Origin of the sequence: Hydrogenophaga sp. SL48 (genome assembly GCF_021729865.1) — a bacterium.
Taxonomy (GTDB): Bacteria; Pseudomonadota; Gammaproteobacteria; order Burkholderiales; family Burkholderiaceae_C; genus Hydrogenophaga.
The window spans coordinates 2,343,046-2,361,182 of record NZ_CP063400.1 but is presented as its reverse complement, the minus strand read 5'-3'; the positions used below and the strand labels follow the sequence as shown (position 1 = coordinate 2,361,182).

Here is an 18,137-nt window from a genome sequence, read left to right as displayed (position 1 = left end):
CCCCTGAAAGCCGGCCTGGCGCGGCTGATCGCTGCGCAGATCAGCCTGCACGCCTGCATGACCGGCTTTCGCATGGCCGCGCCGCTGATGGCGCTGCGCGAGGGCCACAGCCCGGTCGCGGTGGGCATGCTGCTGGCGCTGTTCGCGCTGGCCCAGGTGTTCCTCGCTTTGCCCGCCGGCCGCTACGCCGACCGCCGTGGCCTGAAGAAACCGGTGCGGCTGGCGGTGGGCGCGGCCACTGCGGGGGCCGCGCTGGCCGTGGCCTTCCCGGTGTTTGGCGTGTTGTGCGTCACCGCGCTGACCTGCGGGGGTGCCACCGGGCTGGCCATGATCGCGCTGCAGCGCCATGTGGGCCGGCTGGCGAACAACGCCACCGAGCTCAAGCAGGTGTTCAGCTGGATGTCCATCGGTCCGTCGATCTCCAACTTCATCGGCCCACTCGCGGCGGGCGTGCTGATCGATGCCTCGGGTTTTCGCGCGGCCTATCTGCTGCTGGCGCTGCTGCCGTCGCTGGCCTGGTTCTGGGTGCGCCGCGTGGTGGAGCAGGCGCCGGTGGCGCCCGAGGAGCGCAACACCAGCGGCTCGTCGTGGAACCTGCTGCGCGAGACCGGGTTCCGCCGGCTCATGCTGATCAACTGGCTGTTGTCTTCGTGCTGGGACGTGCACACCTTCCTGGTGCCGGTGATCGGTCATGAACGCCAGCTGAGCGCCACGGTGATCGGCGCCATCCTCGGCGCGTTCGCGCTGGCCGCCACCGCCGTGCGGCTGGTCATGCCCTGGCTGGCCGCGCACCTGCGCGAGCCGGTGGTGATCGGCTCGGCGATGCTGAGCACGGCGCTGCTGTTCGCTGTCTATCCGCTCGCCCACAGCGCCTGGGCCATGGGCGGGCTGTCGGTGCTGCTTGGTGTGGCGCTGGGGTCGGTGCAGCCCATGATCATGAGCACGCTGCACCAGATCACGCCGCGACACCGCCACGGCGAAGCGCTCGGCCTGCGCGCGATGGCGATCAATGGGTCGAGCGTGGTGATGCCGATGCTGTTTGGTTCGGTCGGCACGCTGCTCGGCGTGGCGGGTGTGTTCTGGATCGTGGGCGGGATGGTAGGCTTGGGCTGCCGTCTGGCCTGGTTGTTGCCTCGCGAGGCGGGGCCTCCGGCTCACTGATCCTCTGGCGTGCCACCCGGTCCGGGGGCATGCTTCAGCGCCGTCCCGGGAACTCGACCGCGGCGGTCGGTATCGTTCTTTGAATGCCGGTTGATCCATGGATCAGCCTTGACACCACCATGGAACCCTCACCGTGCTCCTGCTGATCGTCTTGCTCCCGCTGCTCGCGGGCACCGCGGCCACTTTCTGGCTCGGACCCCGGTCCCGTCTGGCGACGGCGCTGGCCGCTGGTGCGGTCACGGCCTCCAGTCTGGGACTGCTGCTGAGCCAGGCGCCGGGGGTGATGGCAGGCGAGACGGTGCGCAATGCCTGGGCCTGGGTGCCGGAGATCGGGCTGAACCTCACGTTCCGGCTCGACGGCCTGTCGCTGCTCTTTGCGGGCCTGATCCTGTTCATCGGCCTGCTCATCGTGCTCTACGCGCACTTCTACCTGAGCCCCAAGGATTCGCCCGGCAAGTTCTACAGCGAGATGATGCTGTTCATGGCGGCGATGCTGGGTGTGGCGCTGTCGGACAACCTGCTGCTGCTGGTGGTGTTCTGGGAGCTGACCAGCATCTCGTCGTTCCTGCTGATCGGTTTCTGGAGCCACCGGGCCGATGCGCGCGCCGGTGCGCGCCAGGCGCTGGCGGTCACCGGCGGGGGTGGTCTGGCCATGCTGGGTGGCTTCGTCTTGCTGGGGCAGATCGCGGGCACCCATGAGCTCAGTGCCATGGTGGCGAACGTGACGGCCATTCAGGCCGACCCTCGCTTCGTGCCCGCGTTGCTGCTGATCCTGCTCGGCGCCTTCACCAAGAGCGCGCAGTTCCCGTTCCACTTCTGGCTGCCCGACGCCATGGCCGCGCCGACGCCGGTGTCGGCCTACCTGCATTCGGCCACCATGGTGAAGGCCGGTGTGTTCCTGCTGATGCGCATGCACCCGGTGCTCGCCGGCTCGGGCTGGTTTGAGGTGCTCGTGACCGGCGCGGGACTGATCACGGTGCTGTTCGCAGCCTTCATCGCGCTCTTCAAACACGACCTCAAGGGCCTGCTCGCGTACTCCACCGTGAGCCACCTGGGACTGATCGTGTTCCTGATCGGGCTGGGCTCGCCGCTTGCTGCGGTGGCCGCCGTCTTCCATGTGTTGAACCACGCGACCTTCAAGGCCTCGCTGTTCATGATCGCCGGCATCGTGGACCACGAGACGCATTCGCGCGACATGCGCCAGCTCGGTGGCCTCTGGAAGTTCATGCCCTGGACGGCCACGTTGTCCATGGTGGCGGCCGCGTCCATGGCGGGTGTGCCGCTGACCAACGGCTTCCTGTCCAAGGAGATGTTTTTCACCGAGGCGGTGGTGGGCACCTCGGGTGTCTGGGCCTGGGTGGTGCCGGCGCTGGTGACGCTGGCGGGCGTGTTCAGCGTGGCTTATTCGCTGCGTTTCGTGCACGACACGTATTTCAACGGCGAGCTGGGGGACGTGCCCAACACGCACCCGCACGAGCCTCCCCTGGGTATGAAGTTGCCGGCCATGCTGCTGGTGACGATGTGCATCGGGGTGGGCCTGCTGCCGGCCATCACCTTCGGGCCACTGGTGCACGTGGCGGCCACGGCGCTGGTGGGCCAGCCGCTGCCCGAGTACCACCTGGCGATCTGGCACGGTTTCAACCTGCCGCTGCTGATGAGCGCGATCGCGCTGGCTGCCGGTGTCGGCCTGTACCTGCTGCTGGTGCGCGGCCAGCGCCTGCACCGCATTCAGTCCGAGGCCTGGTTCGGCCCGGCCACCGGGCGCCAGATCTTCGATGCGGTGATCGACGGCCTGTTCGGGCTCGCCGGCCGCGTCTCTGACCGCCTGGAAACCGGCTCGCTGCAGCGCTACCTGGTCTGGTTGATCGGGGCGGCCGTGGTGGTGGCGGCGACGCAGCTGGTGGGGCAGGGCATCGGTGCGGGGACGCGTGAACCGCTGCCCGCCTCGCCGCTGGCCATCGCGGTCTGGCTGCTGCTGATCGCGGCCTGCGTCGCCATTGCGTTCACGCACCACCAGCGGTTCCAGTCCGTGGTGCTGGTGGGCGTGGTGGGGCTGGTGACCTCGCTCACCTTCGTGAGCCTCTCAGCGCCCGACCTGGCGCTGACGCAACTGTCGGTGGAGGTGGTGTCCACCGTGCTGCTGCTCATGGGTCTGGCGCTGCTGCCGCAACACTCGCCGCGCGAGTCGTCGGCGCTGCGCCGTGCGCGCGATGGCGGCCTGGCGCTCGCTGGCGGCGCCGGCGTGGCCTGGGTGGCCTGGGTGCTGCTCACGCGCAACCACGATTCCATCGCCTGGTATTTCCTGGAGAAATCGCTGCCGGTAGGCGGTGGCACCAACGTGGTCAACGTGATCCTGGTCGACTTCCGCGGCTACGACACCTTCGGTGAGATCACGGTGCTGGGCATCGCGGCCATCGGCGTGCTCGCGCTGATGGACGGCATGCGCACGCGCCGGCCGCTGACCGATCCGCAAGGGCTGGCCTGGACCTTCGCCACCCAGCCGCTGCTGCTGCGCGTGGCGGCGTCGGTGGTGCTGCCGCTGGCGCTGGTGTTCACGCTTTACATCTTCATGCGCGGCCACAACCTGCCGGGCGGTGGCTTCATTGCCGGCCTGATCACGGCGGTGGCGCTGGTGCTGCAGTTCATGTCGCTGGGCCAGGCCAAAGCAGAGGCCATGCTGCGTGCGCAGGTGGGCCGCCGCTTCGTGCGTTGGATCGGCGCTGGCCTGTCCATCGCCGGCCTGACCGGCGCGGGCGCTTTCCTGTGGAGCCGGCCCTTCCTCACCAGCGCCCACGGGCACCCGCACGTGCCGCTGCTGGGTGAGCTGCCGCTGGCCTCGGCCGCGCTGTTCGACCTGGGGGTCTATCTCACGGTGGTGGGCGCGACGCTGCTGACCATCTCGGTGCTGGGCTCGGTGAGCCGGGAAGGCCCGGCCCACTCACCCGCTTCGGCCGGAGGCCATTCATGAGCATGGAATTCTTGCTGGCCACGGGCATCGGCTTTGTCACCGCCTGCGGCATCTACCTGATGCTGCGCGGGCGCACGTTCCCGGTGGTGCTGGGCTTGTCCCTGTTTGGTTACGCGGTCAACGTGTTCATCTTCGTGATGGGCCGCCTGTGGTCCAACGCGCAACCCATCCTGGTGGGCGAGGGGCCGGTGGCCGATCCGCTGCCGCAGGCCCTGGTGCTCACGGCCATCGTGATCGGCTTTGCGACCACCGGTTTCGTGATCGAACTGGCGCTGCGCAACCGCCATGAAAGTGACAGCGACCACGTCGACGGCCGTGAGCCCGCACGCGCCACGGGGCGCTCGCCTGCGGCCGAAGCCACCCACCACGGGGAGCGCCAGCCATGATGGAGTCGGTCCTGGCTTTCTGGCTGCAGCACGCTCCGCTGCTCTCGGTGCTGTTGCCTTCGTTCACCGCGATGGGCCTGCTTCTGCTGGGCGATCTGGGCGATCTGGGTGGCATGGCCGAGCAGGGCGGCGGGCACGACAGCGCCCGGGTGCGCTGGCGTCGCCGGCTGAGCCTGGCGTCGGTGGTGCTCGGCGCGGTGATGGCGGCTGGTCTGGTGTGGCGCGCGGCCGGCGGCGAGCTGTTGGTGTACCAGCTGGGAGAGTGGTCGGCGCCGTTCGGCATCGTGCTGGTGCTCGATCGACTCTCTGCCCTGATGGTGTTGCTGACCTACCTGGTGGCTGCGCCCGTGCTCTGGTACGCCACGGGCGGATGGGACGTGCGTGGGCGGCATTTCCATGCGATCTTCCACTTTCAGCTGATGGGCCTGAGCGGCGCCTTCCTGACCGGTGACCTGTTCAACCTGTTCGTGTTCTTCGAGGTGCTGCTGATCGCTTCCTATGTGCTGCTGCTGCACGGGCTGGGCCGCGAACGCCTGCGCATGGGGATGCACTACGTGGTGCTGAACCTTGCCGGGTCGGGCCTGTTCCTGATCGGGCTGGCGATGGTCTACGCCGTGACCGGCACGCTGAACATGGCCGACCTGGCCCTGCGCGTGGCCCAGCTCACCGGCGAATCGGCGCTGATCGCGCGTGCGGCCGCGCTGATCCTGCTGGTGGTGTTTGGCCTGAAGGCAGCGCTGGTGCCGCTGTATTTCTGGCTGCCCGGCACCTACGCCTCGGCGAGTGCGCCGGTGGCGGCGCTGTTCGCCATCATGACGAAGGTGGGGGTCTACAGCATCATCCGCACGCACTGGGGCATCTTCGGTGTCGAGGCGGGTGAAGCCAGCCTGGCCGCGCAGGCCTGGTTGCTGCCACTGGCGCTGACCACCAGCGTGCTGGGTGCATTTGGTGCGCTCGCCGCGCACAGCATGGGCCGCATGGTGGCCTACCTCACGGTCTCTTCCGTGGGCACCATCCTGGCCGGCGTGGGTCTGTTCACGCCCGAGACCCTGTCTGCCGCGCTCTACTACACGCTGCACAGCACCATCGTGATCGCGGGCCTGTTCCTGTTGGTGGAGCTGATGGCCGCGCAGCGCGGCGAGGCGGGCGACAGGCTGCGCCCAGCGGCGGCGCTGCGCGAGCCGGTGCTGCTGGGCATGATGATGCTGTTCGGCGCCGCGTCAGCGGCGGGGCTGCCGCCGTTGCCGGGTTTTCTGGGCAAGCTCATGATCCTGCAGAGTGCTTCCGGTCTGGCGGCGCAGGCCTGGGTCTGGGGTGTGGTGCTGACCGTGGGCTTCTTCAGCATGGTGGGTCTGGCACGCGCCGGGGTGATCGTGTTCTGGCACGTCCAGCCGGACGAGGGCGCATCCGTCGCGGAGTCCGGTGCCAGCGTCAAACTGCTGTCGGCAGCCTGGGCCTTCATGGCGATCACGGTGGCGCTGGCGTTGCTGGCTTCGCCGGTCAAACGCTACACCGACGCGGCCGCCGCGCAACTGGCCGACACCGCCGCCTACGCCGAGGCGGTGCTGGGCTCGCAAGGCGGGGCCGGGGCGCGCACCACGCGGCCCTACGACGGCACCCGCTCCACATCCCCCCTTCAGCCCGCCGCCGCGCCGGCGCCAGCCAAGGTCCTGCCATGACATCCGACGCATCCCGCACGGCGCCCCGCAGCAAACGTTACCCGGCCCGCGGCTGGTTCGCCCACCCGGTGCTCTCTGTGCTGCTGGGCTTGAGCTGGCTGGCGTTGTCGCACAGCCTGGAGCCGGTGCACCTGCTCTCGGCGCTGCTGATCGGCCTGGTCGTGCCGCGCCTGCTGAGCCCGTTCCTGACGCAGGCCAGCGCCGTGCATTGGCCGACGGCCTTGCGTCTCATGGCCGTGGTGCTGTGGGACATTGTGGTGTCCAACGTGGTGGTGGCGAGGCTGGTGCTGGGGCCCCTTGATCGCATGCAGCCGGGCTGGATTCCCGTGCCGCTGGCCAGCGACCATCACCGCGTCAACGCCTTGTTCGCGAGCATCATCACCACCACGCCCGGCACCGTGTCGGCGGTGATTGACGAGGAGAAGAGGGTGATCCTGGTCCATGCCCTCGTCTGCGAAGACGCTGCCGCGATGGCCACCGAGATGAAAAATCGCTACGAGGCGCCGCTGCTGCGCGTCTTCCACCTTGACCCCGGGAGCCTCACATGAATGTGCTCGACATGGCGCTGAACATCGGTATCGCTGCGGTGACGCTGGCTGTGCTGCTGTGCGCGGTGCGGCTGCTGCGCGGACCGAGCGCCACCGATCGCGTGCTCGCACTGGACACGCTCTACATGAACGCGGTGGCGCTCATCGTGCTGTTGGGCATCCGCTGGAACACGGCACTGCTGTTCGAAGGTGCGCTGCTGGTGGCGATGCTGGGTTTTGCCTCCACCGTGGCGCTGGCCCGCTACCTCAGCCGCGGCGACGTGGTGGAATGAGCCGAAGGGACCACCGCACATGAACCCCTTGATCGAATGGACCGCTGCCGCCGTGATCGTGATCGCGGCGTTCTTTCTGCTGGTGGGCGCCATCGGCCTGGTGCGCCTGCCCGACTTCTACATGCGCCTGCATGCACCGACCAAGGCGTCCACGCTGGGCGTGGGCGGGGTGCTGATCGCGTCGATGCTGGTGGCTGCCGCGCAGGGCCGTCCGGGCATCGCCGAGTTGCTCATCACGCTGTTCGTGTTCGTGACCGCACCGGTGTCCGCGAACCTGCTGGCGCAGGCAGCCCTGCACCTGAAGCTGCCATCGCGCGCGCCGGCGCCGGTCGACGCGGTGCCCGAGCGGTCCCCCGACTGAACTCAGCCGATCGGCAAAGGCACTGTGCGAGCAGGCCCTGTTTTGGCGCAAGCGGCCGACTCGCCGGGGTTCAGGCGCTCTGGACCGGTTTTGGGGGTGAAGGGTGGCCCGGTTTCAATGCAAAGCCCAGGCCACTGAGGTAGGTGTCGATGGTTTGCCGGCCCGCTTTCTGCAGGTCGAAGGCGCCGGGCTCGAGCAGCCAGTTCTGGATCAAGCCGTCAGCGATGACGTGCATGCCCAGCGCAGCGGAAGAGAAGGGCATGGCGAGTTTCAGGCCCTGTTTGTGTGCCGCCGCCTGCAGCACCTGCGCGGTCTGCTTCACACAGTCGTTGCGCACCTGCAGATGGCGTTCGCGCACCGCGTGCATCTCGTCGTTGTATTCCACCTGGTGCGTCGCGATCTCGAACACGCGGCGCGTCTGCTCGTCGGTGGCGGTCTTGTGCAGCGCTTCCTTGAGCGAATCGCGCAGAATGTGCAGCGGATCGTCGGACACGCGGGCGTTGGCACCGGCGCAGGCCATGGACTCTTCCAGCGGCAGGGTGACACGTTCCATCATCGCGTTGAACAGGTCGGCCTTGTCCTTGAAGTGCCAGTAGATCGCGCCGCGCGTGGTGCCGGCGGCGGTGGCGATGTCGTTGAGCGAGGTGCGCGAAACGCCACGCGCCTGAAACAGCTGTTCGGCTGCGTCCAGGAGCGAGTGGCGGGTGGCTTCGGCATCGGCCTTGGTGCGGCGGACCATGTGGTGTGCTCACAAAAGAAGAGACCCCGCGAATATACATACATTCGTGTGTGTATGTATACTGCGTCCCTTTTGAAGGTCTTGGCACGCGCCTTGCACTCCCCGATACCTGTCCTGATTCTCCGTCGTTCCATACATCACCTGTCGCCCAAGAGGTTATTCATGCCCGCAACCACCCCATCTTTCTCGCGGCGCCCGACGGCGTCGTCCATGACCACCGTGCGCCTGCGCCAGGCCCTGGTGCTGCTGCCGCTGTTGGCGGCCCTGGCGGCCTGTGGCCAGGCCGACGCCCCGGCGGCGGCTGGTGGTGCACCGGGCGGGGGCATGCCGGCACCGGAAGTGGGCGTGGTGACGGTCACCCCGGGTGACGTGGGCCTGCAGACCGAGTTGCCTGGCCGCCTGGAGGCCTCGCGCGTGGCGCAGGTGCGGGCACGCGCGGCGGGCATCGTGCAGCAGCAGCTGTTCCGCGAGGGCAGCGACGTGAAAGCCGGTCAGGCGCTGTTCCGCATCGATGCCGCCCCGTACCAGGCCACGCTGCAGAGCGCGCAGGCCTCGCTGGCCCGTGCCGAAGCCAACCTGGCCAACACCAAGGCGGTCGCCGACCGCTACAAGCCGCTGGTGGCCGAAAACGCCATCAGCCAGCAGGAGTTCACCACCGCCGTGGCGGCACAGAAATCCGCCGAAGCCGACGTCGCGGCGGCCCGTGCCGCCGTGCGCACGGCGGGCATCAACCTCAATTACGCGAGCGTGACCGCGCCGATCTCGGGCCGCATCGGCCGCGCGCTGGTGACCGAGGGTGCGCTGGTGGGACAGGGCGAGGCCACGGCGCTCGCCGTGATCCAGCAGGTGGACCCGCTCTACGTGAACTTCACCCAGTCGGCCACGGAAGCCATGCGCCTCAAGCGCGCGATGGAAGCCGGTCAGCTCAAGGGCGCGGGCAACGGTGCGGCCGCCGTGCGCGTGGTGCTGGACGACGGCAGCGAGTATGCCAAGCCCGGCAAGCTGCTGTTTTCCGATCTGACGGTGGACGCCACCACCGGCCAGGTGACGCTGCGCGCCGAGGTGCCCAACCCCGGCGGTGCGCTGCTGCCGGGCCTGTACGTGCGCGTGCGCCTGGAACAGGCGACCGCCAGCGACGCGATCCAGCTGCCGCAGCAGGCGGTGACCCGCTCGGCCCAGGGCGACACGGTGTCGGTGGTGGGTGCGGACGGCAAGATCGAGCAGCGCAAGGTGAAGGTCGGCGGCCAGCAAGGCGGCCAGTGGGTCGTCATGGACGGCCTGAAAGCCGGCGAGCAGGTGATGGTGGACGGCTTCCAGAAGCTGCAGATGATGCCGCCCGGCACGCCGGTGAAAGCGGTGCCATGGACGCCGCCGGGCGCAGCGCCCGCAGCGGCGCCTGCCGCACCCGCGGGTGCTCCAGCGGCAGGCACACCGCCAGCCGCTGAAACCAAGCCCGCAGCAGCCCCCGCTCCGGCAGCGGCCAAGTAAGGAGCAGCCGGCATGGCAAAGTTTTTCATCGAGCGCCCCATCTTCGCGTGGGTGATCGCGCTCTTCATCATGGTGCTGGGCGCGGTGTCCATCACGCAGCTGCCCATCGCGCAGTACCCGCCGGTGGCGCCCCCGTCCATCGTCATCAACGCCACCTACCCCGGCGCCTCGGCCAAGACGCTGGAAGACAGCGTGCTCTCGGTCATCGAGCAGGAAATGAACGGCGCGCCTGGCCTGATCTACATGGAAGCCGTGGCGCAGGCCAACGGCACCGGCAGCATCACGCTGAGCTTCGAGGCCGGCACCAACCCGGCCCTGGCCCAGGTGGATGTGCAGAACCGGCTCTCGCGCGCCACACCGCGCCTGCCGTCGGCGGTGACGCAGCAGGGCGTGCGCGTGGACAAGGCCAACAGCAACTTCCTGCTGTTCGCCATCCTGTCCAGCGACGACCCGGCACTGGACCCGGTGGCGCTGGGCGACTACGCCGCGCGCAGCGTGGTGCCGGAAATCCAGCGCCTGCCGGGCGTGGGCCAGGCCCAGCTGTTCGGCACCGAACGCGCCATGCGCATCTGGATCGACCCGGCCAAGCTGCTGGGTTTCAACCTCAGTGCGGCCGACGTGAGCAACGCGATCCGCGCCCAGAACGCGCAGGTCTCAGCCGGTGAGATCGGCGCGCTGCCCAACGTGGCGGGTCAGAGCATCGCGGCGACCGTGGTGGTCAATGGCCAGCTCGCCAGCGTCGAGCAATTCGGGAACATCGTGCTGCGCGCCAGCAGCGACGGTGCGACCGTGCGCCTGAAGGACGTGGCGCGCATCGAACTCGGTGCCCAGGCCTACGCCACGTCGGCGCGCCTGAACGGCAAGCCGTCCACCGGCATCGGCGTGCAGCTCGCTCCCAGTGGCAACGCGCTGGCCACGGCCGAGGCCGTGCGCACCAAGATGGCGGAGCTGGAGAAGTTCTTCCCCAAGGGCATGACCTGGAACATCCCTTACGACAGCTCCAAGTTCGTGAAGATCTCCATCCAGGAGGTGGCCAAGACGCTGGCCGAGGCGGTGGCGCTGGTGTTCCTGGTGATGTTCCTGTTCCTGCAGAACTGGCGCTACACACTGATCCCGACCCTGGTGGTGCCGGTGGCCTTGCTGGGCACGTTCGGCGGTCTGATGGCCCTGGGCTTTTCGATCAACGTGCTGACCATGTTCGGCATGGTGCTGGTGATCGGCATCGTGGTGGACGACGCCATCGTGGTGGTGGAGAACGTCGAACGCATCATGAGCGAGGAGGGCCTGCCGCCGCTGGAGGCCACGCGCAAGGCAATGGGCCAGATCTCGGGCGCCATCATCGGCGTGACCGTGGTGCTCATCTCGGTGTTCGTGCCGCTGGCCTTCTTCAGCGGTTCGGTGGGCAACATCTACCGCCAGTTCGCGGCGGTGATGGGCATGTCCATCGCCTTCTCCGCCTTCATGGCGCTGTCGCTCACGCCCGCGCTGTGCGCCACGCTGCTCAAGCCGGTGGAGGCGGGCCACGCCCACGCCAAGACCGGGTTCTTCGGCTGGTTCAACCGTGGCTTCGCGCGCACGGCCAAGGGCTACGAAGGCGGTGTGGGCAAGCTGCTGCCGCGCGCTGGCCGCACGCTGATCATCTACGCGGCCATCGTCGCGGCGGCGGCGGTGATCTACCAGCGCCTGCCCACGTCCTTCCTGCCCAACGAGGACCAGGGCAACCTGCTGGTGAACGTGCAGCTGCCGCCGGGTGCCACGCAAGAGCGCACGCTGGAAGTGATGAAGCAGGTCGAAGGCTTCATGCTCCAGCAACCGGAGGTCGAGGGCATGGTCGGCGTGCTGGGCTTCAGCTTTTCGGGCCAGGGCCAGAACGCGGCGCTCGCTTTCGTGACGCTGAAAGACTGGTCCGAGCGCACCGCGCCGGGCAGCGACGCGCAGTCGTTGGCGGGGCGGGCCTTCGGGGCGTTCTCCGGCATCCGCGATGCGTTCGTCTTCCCGCTCAGCCCGCCGCCGATTCCCGAGCTGGGCGCCTCCTCGGGCTTCAGCTTCCGCCTGCAGGACCGCGCCGGCCAGGGCCGCGACGCGCTGCTCGCGGCGCGCAACCAGATGCTGGGCATGGCCTCGCAGAGCAAACTGCTCACGCAGGTCCGCCCCGACGGCCTGGAAGACGCGCCCCAGCTGCAGATCGACATCGACCGCGACCGCGCCAACGCGCTGGGCGTGGGTTTTGACAGCGTCAGCGCCGCCATCGGCACCGCGCTGGGGTCCAGCTACGTGAACGACTTCCCCAACGCCGGGCGCCTGCAGCGCGTGGTGGTGCAGGCGGACGCCACGGCGCGCATGCAGCCCGAAGACGTGTTGCGCATCACCGTGCTCAACAGCAAGGGCCAGGCGGTGCCGATGTCGGCCTTTGCCACCACGAAGTGGGTCTCGGGTCCGATGCAGACCGTGCGCTACAACGGTTATTCCGCCATGCGCATCAGCGGCAGCGCCGCGCCGGGCGTGAGCACCGGCGAGGCCATGGCCGAGATGGAGGCGCTGGCGGCCAAGCTGCCACAGGGCTTCGGCTTCGAGTGGACCGGCCAGTCGCGCGAAGAAAAGCTCGCCGGCTCGCAGGCCATGATCCTCTACGGCTTCGCGATCCTGGCGGTGTTCCTCGCGCTGGCAGCGTTGTACGAGAGCTGGTCCATCCCGCTGGCGGTGGTGCTGGTGGTGCCGCTGGGCGTGCTCGGTGTGCTGCTGGCCACGCTGTTGCGCGGCTACTCGAACGACGTGTACTTCCAGGTCGGCCTGATCACGATCATCGGCCTCTCGGCGAAGAACGCGATCCTGATCATCGAGTTCGCGAAAGACCTGCAGGCGCAGGGCAAGGGTGTGATCGAAGCGGCGCTGGCCGCCGCCCACCTGCGCTTCCGCCCCATCGTCATGACCTCTCTGGCGTTCACGCTGGGGGTGCTGCCGCTGTTCCTGGCCTCGGGCGCCGGCTCGGCCAGCCAGCGCGCCATCGGCACCGGCGTGATCGGTGGCATGCTGACCGGCACGGTGCTGGCGGTGGTGTTCGTGCCGATCTTCTTCGTCGTCGTCCGCAGCTTCTTCAAGGGCAGCGAGCGCCAGCGTCATCACGATGCCGAACAGGCCGCGCACCATGGGGTGCATTGAGGTGAACACGTCCCTCCTGCGCCGCTTCGCGTCTCCCCCCGGGGGGAGCACACCCGCAGCCCGGCAGAGCCGGTTCTGCGGCGTGTGCGGGGCGGCACCTCTTCTTTCGTTGCATGGCGTGTTTCACGAAACGCGCTGGAGACATTGACATGACTTCTTCTTTGACCTTTCGCCGCAGCGCGATGGCCCTGGCGGTGCTGGTGCTGACCGGCTGTTCCTTCATCCCCACCCACGAGCGCCCCGCTGCGCCGGTGGCGGCGGTGTTCCCCGGCCAGGCCGCCAACGCACCGGCGGGTGCCGAGCTGGTCAGTTGGTCGGGCTTCGTTCAGGACGCCCGCCTGCGCGAGCTGATCGCGCTGTCGCTGCAGAACAACCGCGACTTGCGCGTGGCCACGCTCAACATCGAGCAGGTGCGCGCGCAGTACCAGATCCGCCGCGCCGACCAGCTGCCCACGCTGAACCTGGCCGCCTCCGGCAACCGCCAGCCCACGGCCGATGGCGGCATGAGCAGCACCTACACGGCGGGTCTGGCGATGGCCAGCTGGGAGCTGGACTTCTTTGGTCGGGTGGCGAGCCTGAAAGACGCCGCGCTGGCCCAGTTCCTGGCCAGCGAAGAGGCGCGCCGGGCGGCGCAAACCAGCCTGGTCGCGGCGGTGGCCAGCACCTGGCTGAGCCTGCAGGCCGATGAGGAACTGCTGAGCCTCACGCAAAGCACGCTCGCCACCCGCGAGGACTCGCTGCGCCTGACCAAGCTGCGCTTCGACAACGGCGCCAACTCGGCGCTCGACCTGCGCCAGGCCGAATCGCTGGCCGCCGCCGCGCGCAGCACGCTGGCCCAGCAGCAACGGGCGAAGTCGCTCGATCTGAACGCGCTGACCCTGCTGGTGGGCCAGACCCTGCCAGCGCACCTGCTGCCCTTCGGGCCCGGCGCGACCACCCAGGCACAGCTGAGCGATGTGCCCGAAGGCTTGCCCTCCGACCTGCTCAACCGCCGCGCGGACATCCGGCAGGCCGAACAGGCGCTGATCGCCGCCAACGCCAACATCGGCGCGGCGCGCGCCGCCTTCTTCCCGCGCATCTCGCTCACCGCGAGCGTGGGCACGGTGAGCAACCAGCTCTCGGGCCTGTTTGAAAGCGGCTCCTGGGGTTTCTCGCTGGCGCCCCAGGCGCTGTTGCCGATCTTTGACGCGGGCCGCAACCAGGCCAACCTGACGGTGGCCAAGGTGTCGCGCGACGTGGCCGTGGCGCAGTACGAGAAGGCCATCCAGACCGCGTTCCGTGAGGTCGCCGATGCACTGGCCGGTCGCGCCACGCTGGGCGAACAACTCATCGCCCAGCAGACCCAGGCCACGGCCGAAGCCGAGCGCTTCCGCCTCGCCGACCTGCGTTACCGCAACGGGGTGTCGAGTTACCTGGATGTGCTGGATGCCCAACGCTCGCTGTTCGCCACCCAGCAGGCGCTGGCGCAGACGAAACTGGCCCAGCAGCAGAGCCAGGTGGCCTTGTACAAGGCGCTTGGGGGCGGCTGGACGGAGTAAGTGAGCTACTGAGCGCTTCTTTGAAGCACTGTCCGGCTCGTCCGGAGCGAAGTGTCTTGCCCAGTGCACCCAAGGATCCGGCTCCGCCGGTCCCAGGGTGCGCCCCCCTTCAAGGGGGGACGCGCGAAGCGCGGCGGGGGGGGTGGTCAAGTCCCCAAACTGTAGAAGCGCAGGATCTGGTCCCAGGCGGCCTGAGGCTCGTCCACGAAGATGAAGAGCTTCAGGTCGTCGGGCGAGATCGTGCCTTCTTCCACCAGCAGATCCAGGTCGATCAGGCGCTTCCAGTAGGCCGAACCGAACAGTACGATGGGCACCGGCTTGGCCTTCTTGCACTGCACGAGGGTGATCACCTCGAACAGCTCGTCCAGCGTGCCAAAGCCACCGGGGAAGGCCACCAGGGCTTTCGCGCGCATCATGAAATGCATCTTGCGCAGCGCGAAGTAGTGGAACTTGAAGCTCAGCTGCGGGGTGATGAACCGGTTGCCCGACTGCTCGAAGGGCAGAGAAATGTTCAACCCGACGTTGAGCGCGCCTTCGTCGTGTGCGCCGCGGTTGGCCGCTTCCATGATGCCGGGGCCGCCCCCGGTGCAGATGAACATCTGGTCTTCCTTCGGGCAGCTGGCGCTGTAGCGGGCCACCAGGCGGCCGAAGGCGCGGGCATCGTCGTAGTAGTGCGCGTTCCGCAGAATCGCCTCGGCCTTGCGGATGGTCTCCGCGTCGCCACCGGCCTGGGCCTGTTCGAGCGCGGCCTGCGCCTCGGGCGCCTCCCGGAAGCGGGCGCTGCCGAACACCACGACGGTGTTCTCGATGCCCAGCGCCTGCTGGGCGAGATCGGGCTTGAGCATCTCCAGCTGGAAGCGGATGCCGCGCGTCTCTCGGCGCAGCAGGAACTCGGGGTCGGCAAAGGCCATGCGGTAGGCATCGGCCGCCAGGGGGTTGCCGTTGTTGGCGTGGGCCTGCAGGTCGGCCCAGGCGTCTGCAATGCGCCGTTCGCTCAGGTCTTGGGTGGCTTCCATCGGGTACTTTCAGTGGCAAAAAATGAAGGGGTGCATCACAGGCCCATAGCCAGGGCCAGCGGCACGAAGACCACGGCCAGCGCGTTGCCCAGCATGATCATCGCACCCACCTTGTCGGGCTCCTGGTGGTAGCGGTCGGCCAGCATGAACTGCATCACGGCGGGTGGCAAGGCGGCGAAAAGCAGCAGCTGGCCGCGCGCCGCGCCTTCGAGACCGAGGGCCCAGGCCAGCGGGATCGCAATGGCCAGGCCGATGAGCGGCCGCGCCAGCGCGCCGAGCAGTCCGAGGGCCAGGCCCGAACGGTTCAGCGCGGTCAGCCGAACGCCCAGTGCAAACAGCATCATGGGCAGCAGCGCGTCGCCCAGCAGCTTGAAGCCGGCGAGCATCACATCGGGCGGGCGCACCTCGGTGAGTGCGCTGAAGAAGCCCAGCGCGGTGCCGATCATCAGCGGGCTGGTGAGCAGGTCGCGGGTGCGCGCCGAGGCGCTGGTGATGCGCGCCCCGATCGAGAAGTGAAACAGGTTGCTGACCGAGAACAGCGCCACGGCTGCGCCGAAGTGCGCCGGGCCAAAGGCCAGCAGGGCGAGCGGCAGGCCCATGTTGCCGCAGTTGTTGAACATGACCACGGGCACGAGGGTGCGTGGCTGCGCGCCGAACAGCTTCGCCACCGGCCAGGCCAGCAGGCCCCCGCCCAGGATCAGCACCGTGCCACCGATCAGCAGCGGCAGGTGTTCGGTGATGCGGAAGTCCCTGGACGCCAGCGCCGAATACACCAGCACCGGCGCCAGCACATCCAGCGCGATGCGGTTGAACACCGCCATGTCCGGCACCTTGCGCCGCGCGTAGCCGTAGCCGACCGCGACGATCAGGAAGACCGGGATGATGACGTCGGCGATGCGGGACAGCAATTCCATACGGGGCACCTAGGGTAGCGTGAAAATGCAAAAGGCTCCCGAAGGAGCCTTTTCAACACAAGGTCTGAATCAGACCCGCTTGCGGTATTCGCCGGTGCGGGTGTCGATCTCGATCTTGTCGTCCTGGGCCACGAACAGCGGCACGGCGACTTCAAAGCCGGTGGCGATCTTGGCGGGCTTGAGCACCTTGCCGGACGTGTCGCCCTTGACGGCGGGTTCGGTCCAGGTGATCACGCGCTCGACGCTGGTCGGCAGTTCGACCGAAATGGCCTTGCCGTCATAGAACACCACTTCAACGGTCATGCCGTCTTCGAGGTAGTTCAGGGCGTCGCCCATGTTTTCGGCTTCGACTTCGTACTGGTTGTATTCGCTGTCCATGCAGACGTACATGGGATCGGCGAAGTAGGAGTAGGTGCACTCCTTCTTGTCCAGGATGATCTGGTCCATCTTGTCGTCGGCCCGGCAGACCACTTCGGTCGCCATGTTGTTCAGCAAGGCCTTGAGCTTCAGGCGCACGGTGGCAGCACCGCGGCCGCCACGGGCGTACTCGGTCTTCAGGACGATCATCGGGTCCTTGCCATGCATGATCACGTTGCCGGCGCGCAGTTCTTGGGCGATTTTCATAGGGATTCCAACAGTTGGGCCGCGGGTTCCGGCAGGGCGCTTGCGGCCTGCGGGAGGGTCTTGAGAGCTGCGATCTGCGCGGCGAGGCAGACGGCTGGCTGGAACCGGGAAAAAGCCAGAGGCCACACCGGTTTTCTGAAAAGCCTTCGATTTTATCGCTTTTCCAGCACGAATTCGAGCAGCTGTTCGCTCAATGACGGCTGGGTCAGCAGGCGCGCCCGCGCGGCCATCACGCAGTCGGTCCAGTCGCCAACCACGGCCCATCCGGGCCACACCTTGGCCGGAGAGGCCATGCCGTTCCAGGCGTGGTGCATCTCTCGCAGCGAGGCCGGCGCTTGCAGCCAGTCCAGGAAAGCGTCGAGCTTGGCGTGGTGGGCGTTGTCGTGCTGCGGGTAGATGTGCCAGACGAAGGGCTTGCCCGCCCAGAGCGCGCGCACCAGCGAGTCTTCGCCGCGCACGAAATTGAGGTCGCAACTCCACAGCAGGTGGTCGTAGTCGCGCTGGGTCAGGCGCGGCAGGCGGTGCAGGGCGGCGAGGCCGGTGTCCAACCCCTGGGCCAGGGCGTTGGCCACGGCGTCGCCCGCGCGGCCGGCGGTGACCAGCCAGTCGCAGGCAGCGTCACCCGACTGCTGCAGCACAGCGGGCAGGGCGGCGGGCTCGTAGCAGAAGAGGCTGGCGCGCGATCGGTCGGTGTGGGGCAGGCCGCGCGACGCCAGCCACGCGTTGCTGTCGAAAGCGCTTTGCCGGGCAGCCAGGTCGTTTTCCCTCAGCAGCCCACCGGTGGCGGGTGTGAAGCCGGGGTAGAAAAACCACTTGCCCACGCCGCGCATCGGCCCGAAAGACACCAGCGAGGGCAGGCGGTGCGAGCGTTCCACGTAGGACTCGGCGCTCATGTATTCCAGGTTGACCCAGACGGGCTCCCGTCCTCCGGCCGCGATGGCGTTGGCCCGGTGCTCCAGCGCTTCGGGCGGCGGGTGGCAGCCGAAGGTTTCGATCCAGACGTCGGACAACGGGAGGTTCGCCAGCAGGCCCGGCGCCAGCGGCGCGGTCCAGTGCAGTACTTGCACGCCCACCACATGGCCTTCGAGCGCACCGGGCACCATCCAGCCCAGGTCACCCGGTTCGTCGACCCACAAGCGCACCGTCTGCCCGCGCGCGGCGAGGTCGGCGCAGAAGCGCCAGCAGACGCCGATGTCGCCCAGGTTGTCGACGACGTGGCAGAACACGTCCCAGGTCAGGTGGGGAATGGGGTCGGGGCGTGAGGCGGCGGCGGGCATGTTCGCG

15 protein-coding genes are annotated in these 18,137 nt (G+C 68.3%); 10 read left to right on the top strand and 5 right to left on the bottom strand.

From position 1 onward, the window contains the following. Positions 1–3 precede the first annotated feature (3 nt). The 7 genes from IM738_RS11190 (at position 4) to IM738_RS11160 (ending at position 7,375) form a co-directional block, all read left to right on the top strand. A complete protein-coding gene (locus IM738_RS11190) occupies positions 4–1,161 on the top strand; it encodes an MFS transporter (protein ID WP_236966299.1) in 1,158 nt (385 codons plus the stop codon). 133 nt (positions 1,162–1,294) lie between these two features. Continuing rightward, entirely contained in the window at positions 1,295–4,129 is a 2,835-nt protein-coding gene (locus tag IM738_RS11185; protein WP_236965931.1) for a monovalent cation/H+ antiporter subunit A, read from the top strand. Between the two features lie 2 nt (positions 4,130–4,131). Then, entirely contained in the window at positions 4,132–4,515 is a 384-nt protein-coding gene (locus IM738_RS11180) for a Na+/H+ antiporter subunit C (RefSeq protein ID WP_236966298.1), read from the top strand. After that, complete coding sequence (locus tag IM738_RS11175; RefSeq protein ID WP_236965930.1) at positions 4,512–6,194, top strand: monovalent cation/H+ antiporter subunit D; 1,683 nt, start codon at positions 4,512–4,514, stop codon at positions 6,192–6,194. The genes IM738_RS11180 and IM738_RS11175 overlap by 4 nt, the downstream gene beginning before the upstream one ends. Continuing rightward, positions 6,191–6,742: a Na+/H+ antiporter subunit E gene (locus IM738_RS11170; protein WP_236965929.1), complete on the top strand. Its 552-nt coding sequence runs from the start codon at positions 6,191–6,193 to the stop codon at positions 6,740–6,742. Before IM738_RS11175 ends, IM738_RS11170 begins: the two co-directional genes overlap by 4 nt. After that, positions 6,739–7,014 (top strand): K+/H+ antiporter subunit F, encoded by a 276-nt coding sequence (locus IM738_RS11165; protein ID WP_236965928.1) that lies wholly within the window; start codon positions 6,739–6,741, stop codon positions 7,012–7,014. The genes IM738_RS11170 and IM738_RS11165 overlap by 4 nt, the downstream gene beginning before the upstream one ends. A gap of 19 nt (positions 7,015–7,033) precedes the next feature. Next, positions 7,034–7,375: a Na+/H+ antiporter subunit G gene (locus IM738_RS11160; protein WP_236965927.1), complete on the top strand. Its 342-nt coding sequence runs from the start codon at positions 7,034–7,036 to the stop codon at positions 7,373–7,375. Between the two features lie 70 nt (positions 7,376–7,445). Here the strand turns inward: IM738_RS11160 and IM738_RS11155 are convergent, their stop codons facing one another. Continuing rightward, the gene (locus IM738_RS11155; RefSeq protein WP_236965926.1) at positions 7,446–8,114 is read right to left on the bottom strand and encodes a TetR family transcriptional regulator; all 669 of its coding nucleotides are present in this window, start codon (positions 8,112–8,114) and stop codon (positions 7,446–7,448) included. A gap of 162 nt (positions 8,115–8,276) precedes the next feature. Between IM738_RS11155 and IM738_RS11150 the strand changes: the two genes are divergently transcribed. The 3 genes from IM738_RS11150 to IM738_RS11140 all read left to right on the top strand — a co-directional run bounded on the left by IM738_RS11150 (position 8,277) and on the right by IM738_RS11140 (position 14,299). Then, positions 8,277–9,602: an efflux RND transporter periplasmic adaptor subunit gene (locus IM738_RS11150; RefSeq protein WP_442908508.1), complete on the top strand. Its 1,326-nt coding sequence runs from the start codon at positions 8,277–8,279 to the stop codon at positions 9,600–9,602. Between the two features lie 12 nt (positions 9,603–9,614). Continuing rightward, positions 9,615–12,761, top strand: coding sequence for an efflux RND transporter permease subunit (locus IM738_RS11145; RefSeq protein ID WP_236965925.1), 3,147 nt, complete (start codon positions 9,615–9,617; stop codon positions 12,759–12,761). A 149-nt stretch (positions 12,762–12,910) separates the two neighbouring features. Beyond that, a complete protein-coding gene (locus tag IM738_RS11140) occupies positions 12,911–14,299 on the top strand; it encodes an efflux transporter outer membrane subunit (RefSeq protein ID WP_236965924.1) in 1,389 nt (462 codons plus the stop codon). Between the two features lie 146 nt (positions 14,300–14,445). Here IM738_RS11140 and IM738_RS11135 read toward each other — a convergent pair whose 3' ends face one another. From IM738_RS11135 to earP, 4 genes are all read right to left on the bottom strand, one after another. Continuing rightward, entirely contained in the window at positions 14,446–15,315 is an 870-nt protein-coding gene (locus IM738_RS11135; protein WP_236965923.1) for a TIGR00730 family Rossman fold protein, read from the bottom strand. A 35-nt stretch (positions 15,316–15,350) separates the two neighbouring features. Continuing rightward, a complete protein-coding gene (locus tag IM738_RS11130; RefSeq protein ID WP_236965922.1) occupies positions 15,351–16,229 on the bottom strand; it encodes an AEC family transporter in 879 nt (292 codons plus the stop codon). A 69-nt stretch (positions 16,230–16,298) separates the two neighbouring features. Continuing rightward, positions 16,299–16,853, bottom strand: a complete 555-nt coding sequence (gene efp / locus IM738_RS11125) for an elongation factor P (RefSeq protein WP_077330302.1) — start codon at positions 16,851–16,853, stop codon at positions 16,299–16,301. 152 nt (positions 16,854–17,005) lie between these two features. Next, complete coding sequence (gene earP, locus IM738_RS11120) at positions 17,006–18,130, bottom strand: elongation factor P maturation arginine rhamnosyltransferase EarP (protein ID WP_236965921.1); 1,125 nt, start codon at positions 18,128–18,130, stop codon at positions 17,006–17,008. Positions 18,131–18,137: the final 7 nt, after the last annotated feature.

Coding starts and splice junctions, on each gene's coding strand:
- IM738_RS11180 (WP_236966298.1), top strand. CDS start 4,132: ATGGAATTCTTGCTGGCCACGGGCATCGGCTTTGTCACCGCCTGCGGC.
- IM738_RS11175 (WP_236965930.1), top strand. CDS start 4,512: ATGATGGAGTCGGTCCTGGCTTTCTGGCTGCAGCACGCTCCGCTGCTC.
- IM738_RS11170 (WP_236965929.1), top strand. CDS start 6,191: ATGACATCCGACGCATCCCGCACGGCGCCCCGCAGCAAACGTTACCCG.
- IM738_RS11165 (WP_236965928.1), top strand. CDS start 6,739: ATGAATGTGCTCGACATGGCGCTGAACATCGGTATCGCTGCGGTGACG.
- IM738_RS11160 (WP_236965927.1), top strand. CDS start 7,034: ATGAACCCCTTGATCGAATGGACCGCTGCCGCCGTGATCGTGATCGCG.
- IM738_RS11155 (WP_236965926.1), bottom strand. CDS start 8,114: ATGGTCCGCCGCACCAAGGCCGATGCCGAAGCCACCCGCCACTCGCTC.
- IM738_RS11150 (WP_442908508.1), top strand. CDS start 8,277: ATGCCCGCAACCACCCCATCTTTCTCGCGGCGCCCGACGGCGTCGTCC.
- IM738_RS11145 (WP_236965925.1), top strand. CDS start 9,615: ATGGCAAAGTTTTTCATCGAGCGCCCCATCTTCGCGTGGGTGATCGCG.
- IM738_RS11140 (WP_236965924.1), top strand. CDS start 12,911: ATGACTTCTTCTTTGACCTTTCGCCGCAGCGCGATGGCCCTGGCGGTG.
- IM738_RS11135 (WP_236965923.1), bottom strand. CDS start 15,315: ATGGAAGCCACCCAAGACCTGAGCGAACGGCGCATTGCAGACGCCTGG.
- IM738_RS11130 (WP_236965922.1), bottom strand. CDS start 16,229: ATGGAATTGCTGTCCCGCATCGCCGACGTCATCATCCCGGTCTTCCTG.
- efp (WP_077330302.1), bottom strand. CDS start 16,853: ATGAAAATCGCCCAAGAACTGCGCGCCGGCAACGTGATCATGCATGGC.
- earP (WP_236965921.1), bottom strand. CDS start 18,130: ATGCCCGCCGCCGCCTCACGCCCCGACCCCATTCCCCACCTGACCTGG.